At 72.9% G+C, this 7,494-nt stretch carries 8 protein-coding genes; 1 reads left to right on the top strand and 7 read right to left on the bottom strand.

The features are described 5' to 3' along the window. Window positions 1-150: 150 nt before the first annotated feature. On the bottom strand, window positions 151-1,542 hold the full coding sequence (locus E1200_RS28960; RefSeq protein ID WP_207933601.1) for an MFS transporter: 1,392 nt from the start codon (window positions 1,540-1,542) through the stop codon (window positions 151-153). Between the two features lie 98 nt (window positions 1,543-1,640). Here E1200_RS28960 and E1200_RS28955 point away from each other — a divergent pair, with 98 nt between their 5' ends. Then, window positions 1,641-2,135: a helix-turn-helix domain-containing protein gene (locus tag E1200_RS28955; protein ID WP_207933600.1), complete on the top strand. Its 495-nt coding sequence runs from the start codon at window positions 1,641-1,643 to the stop codon at window positions 2,133-2,135. Here E1200_RS28955 and E1200_RS28950 read toward each other — a convergent pair. The 6 genes from E1200_RS28950 to E1200_RS28925 form a co-directional block, all read right to left on the bottom strand. Further along, a complete protein-coding gene (locus tag E1200_RS28950; protein WP_131955253.1) occupies window positions 2,132-2,797 on the bottom strand; it encodes an ATP/GTP-binding protein in 666 nt (221 codons plus the stop codon). The genes E1200_RS28955 and E1200_RS28950 overlap by 4 nt on opposite strands. Continuing rightward, window positions 2,778-3,200, bottom strand: coding sequence for a DUF742 domain-containing protein (locus tag E1200_RS28945; protein WP_131955252.1), 423 nt, complete (start codon window positions 3,198-3,200; stop codon window positions 2,778-2,780). The genes E1200_RS28950 and E1200_RS28945 overlap by 20 nt, the downstream gene beginning before the upstream one ends. A gap of 6 nt (window positions 3,201-3,206) precedes the next feature. Further along, window positions 3,207-3,623, bottom strand: a complete 417-nt coding sequence (locus E1200_RS28940) for a roadblock/LC7 domain-containing protein (protein ID WP_131955251.1) — start codon at window positions 3,621-3,623, stop codon at window positions 3,207-3,209. Further along, window positions 3,620-6,331 carry a sensor histidine kinase gene (locus E1200_RS28935; RefSeq protein ID WP_131955250.1) on the bottom strand — a complete coding sequence of 904 codons (2,712 nt, stop codon included), beginning with the start codon at window positions 6,329-6,331 and terminating at the stop codon, window positions 3,620-3,622. Before E1200_RS28935 ends, E1200_RS28940 begins: the two co-directional genes overlap by 4 nt. A gap of 268 nt (window positions 6,332-6,599) precedes the next feature. Beyond that, window positions 6,600-6,947 (bottom strand): hypothetical protein, encoded by a 348-nt coding sequence (locus E1200_RS28930; protein WP_131955249.1) that lies wholly within the window; start codon window positions 6,945-6,947, stop codon window positions 6,600-6,602. Between the two features lie 44 nt (window positions 6,948-6,991). Then, window positions 6,992-7,494: ATP-binding protein (locus E1200_RS28925; protein WP_165950508.1), on the bottom strand; the 503-nt coding region annotated here is incomplete at its 5' end.

Here is a 7,494-nt window from a genome sequence, read left to right as displayed (position 1 = left end):
AGCGCCCCCAGGGCGCTCGCACCCCCGAAAAAACAATAAATACAGCGGGCACCTTCTCCGGATGAAGGTGCCCGCTGTGATTCGGGATCTGCGGACGAACCGAACCTCGCGGTCCGGGTCAAGGCTTCGCCCGCGGCCCGGGTCTTTCGGTTATGAGGTGCGGGCGACCACTTCCGTTTCTGTGTCGGGGACGGTGGGGGTCGGCTGCGGCCGGCGCGGGTTCATGCCAAGGGCGGTGATCGCTGCGATCACCATGAACCCGCCGACCATCAGCCAGGCGGTGACGTAGGCGTCGTGGGCTTCGGCGTAGCCGGCGGGGGCGCCGAGGGCGGCGACGGCGAGGCTGACGCCGAGGACGGTGCCGATCTGCCGGCTCATGTTGACGACGGCGCTGCCGGTGGCGTAGCGGTGCGGGGGCAGGTCGACGGCGGCGGCGGCGAGGATGGTGGGGAGGGCGAGGCCGACGCCGACGCCGCCGATGAGCCAGCCCGGCAGCAGCTCGGTGCTGTAGGCCGGTGCCGGGCCGAGGCTCATCGCGATCAGGGCGACGCCGAAGGCGCACAGGGCGCACCCGACGGCGGTGATCAGACCGGCGGGGACGCGTGCGGCGGCCATCTTGCCGGCGACGATCGCCATGATCGGGACCATCAGCGGGCCGGGCGCGACGGCGAGGCCCGTCCTGAGGGGCGAGTAGTCCCAGACCTGCTGCATCCAGAGGACGCCGAGCAGGAGGTTGGCGGCGAACGCGACGCTGAACAGCAGCACGGTGACGTTCGACCAGGAGAAGGTGCGCACGCCGAGCAGGGACGGTTCGATGACCGGTGCGGGGTGGCGCAGGGAGCGGAGCCAGAACCAGGCGAGGCCGAGGAGTGCGGCGCCGACCACGACGGTGGTCTGCTCGCCGGGCCAGTCGTTGATCTTCACGAGGCCGAGGGCGAGGGCGGCGATGGCGAGGGTGAGGACGGCGGTGCCGGGCAGGTCGGGGATGCGGGCGGTGGCGCCTTCGCGGGAGTCGGGGACGTAGCGCAGGGCGAGCAGCGTCACCGCGATGCCGATCGGGATGTTGATCTCGAAGGTCAGCCGCCAGGAGGTGTCGACGAGGACGCCGCCGACGACGGGCCCGGCCGCGGCCGCGAGCGCGGCGGAGGCGGACCAGATCCGGACGGCGCCGCTGCGGCGTTCGGCGGGGTAGACCGACAGGAGCAGGCCGAGGCTGGTGGGGATGAGCGCGGCGGCGCCGACGGCCTGCAGGATGCGGAAGCCGACGAGCGACCACAGGTCGGGGGCCATGGCGCACGCCTGGGACGCGGCGGTGAAGACGACGAGCCCGGCGATGAGGACGGGCTTGCGGCCGTACCGGTCGGCGAGGCGGCCGAGGGGGACGAGCAGCGCGGCGAAGACGATCGCGTAGGCGTTGAGGACCCAGGAGAGGTCGGCCATGGACGCGGCGGTGAAGTCGCGGCCGATCTCGTCGAAGGCGACGTTGACGATGAACAGGTCGAGGCCCGCCAAGAAGGAGGCGACGGAGAGCACCGCGAGCACCGGCCGTGGGCGTACCTGACTTTGTTCCACCATAGTCAGGGAGGCTAGCGAGCGGGCTGACTTTGGTCAAGCGAAGTCAGCAGGTTTATAGTGGAGGGGTGACAATCGCACTTGAGGGGCACTTCGCCGACCGCGACGCCTGGTCGATGCAGAACTGCCCGGTCGCGAGGACGCTCGCCGCGCTCGGCCCGCCGTCGGCGGTGCTGGTGCTGAGCGAGGCGTACTTCGGGACCAACCGTTTCGGCGACTTCGTCAAAAACCTCGCCATGACCGAGTCCGCCGTGACCGCACGCCTGCGCCACCTCGTCAAGGCCGGCCTGCTCAGCCGGGAGCCCTACCAGGAGCCGGGGCAGCGCACGCGCTACGAGTACCACCTGACGAAGATGGGGCAGGATCTCGCCCCCACCCTCGTCGGGCTCATGGAGTGGGGCGAGACCTACCTGCCCGGCGACGAGGGCCGCCAGGTCATGCTCACCCACGCCGGCTGCGGCGCGGCGGTCCAGTCGCAGGTCCGCTGCACGAACGGCCACGACGTCGGCGTGGACGAGATCATCATGCGCCCCCCGAACAACGAGGAGGGCCAGGAGGGTTAGCCGTCGCGGGTGGGCGCCGGGGTCCGCCACGCCCGGGGGCTCGGCGAGGACGGGCCGCTGGCGAGCCGCAGCGCGTGCTCGACCAGCGCGACCAGCACCTGCTTGGCCGACACGGTCTGCCGCGCGTCGCACAGCAGGACGGGCACGTGCGGGTCGATGTCCAGCGCCATCCTGATCTCGGGCGGGTCGTAGCGGTCGGCGTCGTCGAAGCAGTTGACGGCGACGACGAACGGGGTGCCCTTCTGCTCGAAGTAGTCGATCGAGGCGAAGCTCGCCATCAGCCGCCGCGTGTCGGCCAGCACCACCGCGCCGAGCGCGCCGCGCGACAGCTCGTTCCACATGAACCAGAACCGCTCCTGGCCCGGCGTCCCGAACAGGTAGATGGCGACGCCGTCGCGCAGCGTGATCCGGCCGAAGTCCATCGCCACGGTCGTGGTGGTCTTGGATCCGAGCCCGTCGAGGTCGTCGACGCCGATACTGGCGTCGGTCAGCGCCTCCTCGGTCCGCAGCGGGCGGATCTCGCTGACCGCGCCGACCATCGTCGTCTTGCCGACCCCGAACCCGCCGGCGACGAGGATCTTCAACGCGACCCGCGGACCGTCCGCCCGGTCGTCGTGCCCTTCGGCGGCGTCGGGCGGGGGGTCAGAGCGCGCGGAGTTCATCGAGCACCCTCCTGAGCAGGTTCTGGTCGGTGTGCGGCTGGACGTAGGGCTGGCCGGCCGGTGTGGACCACCGCTGGACGTCCACGAGGCCGGAGTCGAGCAGGTCGCCGGCCAGGACCCGGATCACGCCGAGCGGCAGGTCCAGGTCCGAGGCGAGGTCGGCGAGGGTGTGCGGGCGGCGGCACAGCGACAGCAGGCGGCGCTGCTGGCGCGACAGCCGGCCCGGTTCGGCGGGCGGCCGGCCGGTCGCGACGAGGATCGCCACGATGTCCAGCGGCTCGCCGGTCGGCTGGGTGCGGCCGCGCGTCACCGCGTAGGGGCGGACGATGGGCCCGGCGGCGGCGTCCAGCCACCGTTCCCGGCCCGGTCCCCTGGGGGCGCCGGGCGTCTCGCTGGGGTCCATCGCGGGTCACCTGTGCCCGCGGCCGGGCCCGCCCTGCCTGAGTCCGGTGGACAGCTGCCTCCCGACCCGCTTGACCAGCATCGTCATCTCGTAGGCGACGAGGCCGGCGTTGGCGTTGACGTCGCTGATCAGGGCGAGGCAGCTGTTGGCGCCGGCGGGGACGACGAAGAACAGGCCGTTCTCCATCTCGACGAGCGTCTGCCGCACCTCGCCGGACTCCAGCTGCGGCTTGGCGCCGACCGCGAGGCTGTAGAAGCCGGCGGCGAGGGCCGCCAGGTACTCGGCGTCCTCGCGGCCGACGCCCCGGGACATGCCCATGACGAGCCCGTCCCGCGACAGGACGACGACCTTGCGGATCTGCGGCACCCGGTCGACGAGGTCGTCGAGGAGGAAGTTCAGCTCGGCCGCGACTTGCTGGGTCATGATCTTCCCTTCATGGCGTCCCCGGGTCCCTCGTCCTCGTCCCTGCCGCGGAGCCAGCCCGCCTGCAGGGACGCGAACAGGTCGCGGGACGCCTCAGCTGAACGTTCCTCCCAGGCGGCGACGGCGTCGTCCTGGGCCGATGGCGCGGCGAACGGCTGCTCGTCGCGGAGTTGCGGCGCGAGGTTCCCGCCGCGGACGCGGCGCGGCAGCGGGGCGCGCCCGCCGCCCGCCTGCACCTGGGCCTCGCCGAACGACGCGGGCGCGCCGCCGTACTGCCGCGGGCCGCCGAAGGCGGTGCCGGCCTCCCCGTACTGGGCGGGGCCGTACGCGGACGACGGCGGGGTCCCGTACGACGGCGGGGTCTCGGTCCCGTCGTACGGCGCCCGGTCCTGGATCGACCCCGGTGCGTTGAACCCCACCGCCGCGTCATAGCCCGGCTGCTCCGCCGGAGGGCCGGAGGACCCGTTGCCCCGCACCGCGTCGTGCGCGGGGTCGTAGGCCGGTGCGGAGGTGTCCCATGAGGGGGTGGCGTCCTCCCACATGTTGGGGGACGTCTCCTCGGCCGGGGCGGACGTGTCCAGCGGCGTCGGCGCGTTGAGCATCGCCGTGGACGAGGACGACGACGGCGTGGGCCACGCCTTCGCCGTCCCGTTGGCGGAGCCGTTCTCGTGGACGGGCCGGGGCCGCGCGACGGGGACGTCGGCCGCGACGGCGCCGTCCTCGTCGTCGGGCTGGTCGACGTCCACGATGAGGCGGCGCGGGATGAGCACGACCGCGCTGACGCCCCCGTACAGGGACGGCTGCAGCGCGACCCGGATGCCGTGCCGGCCGGCGAGCCGGGACACGACGAACAGGCCGAGCCGGTCGGTGACGGCCAGGTCGAACTCGGGCGGCCGCGACAGCCGCAGGTTGAGCGCGTCGAGTTCGGACTGGTCGAGCCCGATGCCGCGGTCGATGATGTCGACGGCGAAGCCGTTGGCGCCCATCTCGCCGCGGACCAGCACCTCGGTCGGCGCGGGCGAGAACACCGTGGCGTTCTCGATCAGCTCGGCGAGCAGGTGGATGATGTCGGCGACGGCCTCGCCGATCACGGCGGCCTGCCCGGACACGACGACGACCTCGACGCGCTTGTAGTCCTCGACCTCGGCGATCGCGGCCCGCAGCACGTCCTCGACGTGCACGGGCTGGCTCCAGCCGCGGCCCGGGGACGTCCCGGACAGGATGACCAGGCCCTCCGCGTGCCGGCGCATGCGGGTGGTGAGGTGGTCGAGGCGGAACAGGTCCTCAAGGGCCTTCGGGTCGGACGCGCTGCGCTCCATCTCGTCCAGCATCCGGAGCTGGCGGTGCAGCAGCGACTGGCTCCGCCACGCGACGTTGAGGAACACGCGGCTGATGCCCTGCCGCAGGTACGCCTCGCGGACGGCGGTGTCGATCGCGGTGTGCTGCACCTTCGTGAACGCGTCGCCGACCCGCGCGACCTCGCGGCTCTTGCCGATGACGAGCGGCGGCGCCTCGGCCTCGACGTCGACCTCCTCGCCGCGCCGCAGCCGGGCGACGACGCTCGGCAGCCGGTCCTCGGCGAGGTTCAGCGCGGCGCGCTGCAGGCCGCGCATCTCCCGGGACAGGCTGCGCGCCGCCAGCAGCGACAGGATGATCGACCCGACGACCGCGAGCAGCCCGAACCCGCCGGCGAGGACGAGCCGCATGATGATCTCCTCGCCGATCGGCTCGGCCATCTCGTTGAGCGCGAGGCTCGCCTGGGTGACCTGCTGGGCCCACGCCTCCGACAGCAGCTGGGTCGTGGCCTGCCACTGCGCCGCCTCGGCGGGCAGCCGGTCGTCGCGGACCTGGACGATCGCCGTCTCGGCCGCGCGGAACCGCTTGTACTCCTCGGACGCGGCGAGCTTCTCCAGCGGCCCGCGGAGCTCGTCGTTGAGGTCGGCGAGGCCGGCCTCGAACTGGCGCCGCCCTTCCGCCGCCCACTGCACGAACGCGGTGTGCTCGGCGGGGGTGAGCCGCCCGTTGCGCGCCATCGCGGCGGTGACGAGCGAGTCCTCGCGGAGCATGTTGGCGCGGGCGTTGCCGATGCTGATCAGCGCGCGGCCCTGCGTGACGATCGCGACGTCGTTGACCGTCACCAGGCCGTTGAAGACCTTGATGACCTCGTCGAGGACGGCGCTGTAGGCGTTGATGACCTTCAGCGGCTCGACGTCGCCGGAGTCGACCTCCTGGCGCAGCTGCGGCAGCGTGTCGAGGGCCTTGAGGGCGGTGCCGAGCCGCTCCTTCGTCTCGGGTTCGGCGGCGTCGCGGGCCTCGGGCGACAGCGCGGTCGAGCGGAACGACCGCTCCAGGCCGGTGACGCGCTGGCGGAGCCCGGCGAGCTTCTTCTGGGCCCCGGCGTCGCCGGTGGCGAGCGCGACGACGCTGAGGGAACGTTCCGCCTGGAGGTGGTTCACCAGGTAGATGCCCGGCAGCCCGACCTTGTCGTAGGTGGTGGAGAAGTCGTACTTGTCGAACGCGTCACCGAGGGTGATGTTCGCGGCGAACGCCCACAGCGCGATGAGGGACACCAGCGGCACCAGCAGCAGGGCCGTGATCCGCGTGCGGATGGACCGCCTGCGGCGTCCTTTGCGGGCGGACGCGTAGTCCGGGGGCTTGCTTTTCGCGGCGGCCGCGGGTGGGTCCGCCTGCCGGCCTTCGGCGACCATTCAGATCACAACCTCATGCGGGGAACCGGACCGCGGATTCCGGCCCGTTGCTCGGTCACTTCGTCTTCGTCTGCGCGCGTGCGTGCGTGCGCGCTTCCGGGCGTGCGCTCGTCGCTCGTGCGGTGCTCGTCTCGTCCCGTGCTCGTCCGTGCTCGTCCGTGCTCGTGCGGTGCTCGTCGTGCGGTGCTCGTCGTGCCGTGCTCGTCGTGCGGTGCCGAGGCCGTGCTCAGGCCGTGCCCGGTCCCGTGCCGGCCCCTGCGGGCACGGCTCAGGACCGGGCCTCGTCCAGGGCGGCGCGGGCCACCAGCCCGCGCAGCCGGCTGGTGATCATCGAGACCGCCTGCGCGTGCCCGCGCACCGCCTTGTCGCGCGTCGTGTACTGCCCGATGTCGGCGTGCATGGTGGTGTCGGACACGATCGTCTGCCACAGCAGCGGCCGCCCGTTGGCGGCCATGCCGAGGTCGATCACGGTGAACCAGGTCGAGACGACCACCGTGACGGCGCCGACGCGGATGACGTCCTGCGCGAGCAGGCGTCCTCGCACGTCCAGCAGCAGCCGCTGGGCCTCCTCGGCCGTGGCGCGGGTCCCGTCCGAGCGGTAGTAGTCACCGGACATGGCGCGCCTCCCATCGCGGAACCGGGGATCTGCGAGGGGGCGGCTCAGTGTCCGGGGCGGTCGTCCCGCGGCCAGGCCCGCACTTCGCACCAGACCGCCTTGCCCGAGGGCGTGTGGTCGGTGCCGTGCCGTTCCGCCAGGACCGCGACGAGGTACCAGCCCCGTCCCGTCTCCTCCATGAGGTCGACGGGGCGCTGCCGCGGCACGGCGGCGCTCTCGTCGTGGACCTCGATGCGGAGCCGGGTGCCCGTGCGCAGCAGTCTCAGGCACAGCGGGGAGCCGGGGCCCGGCGCGTGCCGGACGGCGTTGGTGACGAGTTCGGAGACCAGGACCTCGGCGTCGTCGGCGATGTGGCCGGCGCCGGACACGGTGCTCACCGACCTGCTGAAGCGCCGCGCATGGGGCACGGACTCCCGGTCGGCGGGCAGGGTGAGTTCGCCCAGCAGTGACGCGGCGGGCGGGTCCAGTGTGCGGAGGTCGGCGGCCGCGGTGTCGTGGCCGGGGGTGCCGTGGGTGGGGGTGCCGTTGGATGGGGCCGGGGCCAGGG

This window comes from Actinomadura sp. GC306 (assembly GCF_004348665.1).
GTDB lineage: Bacteria > Actinomycetota > Actinomycetes > Streptosporangiales > Streptosporangiaceae > Spirillospora.
The sequence above is the reverse complement of the archived record's forward strand: the minus strand, read 5'-3'. Positions and strand labels throughout refer to the sequence as shown.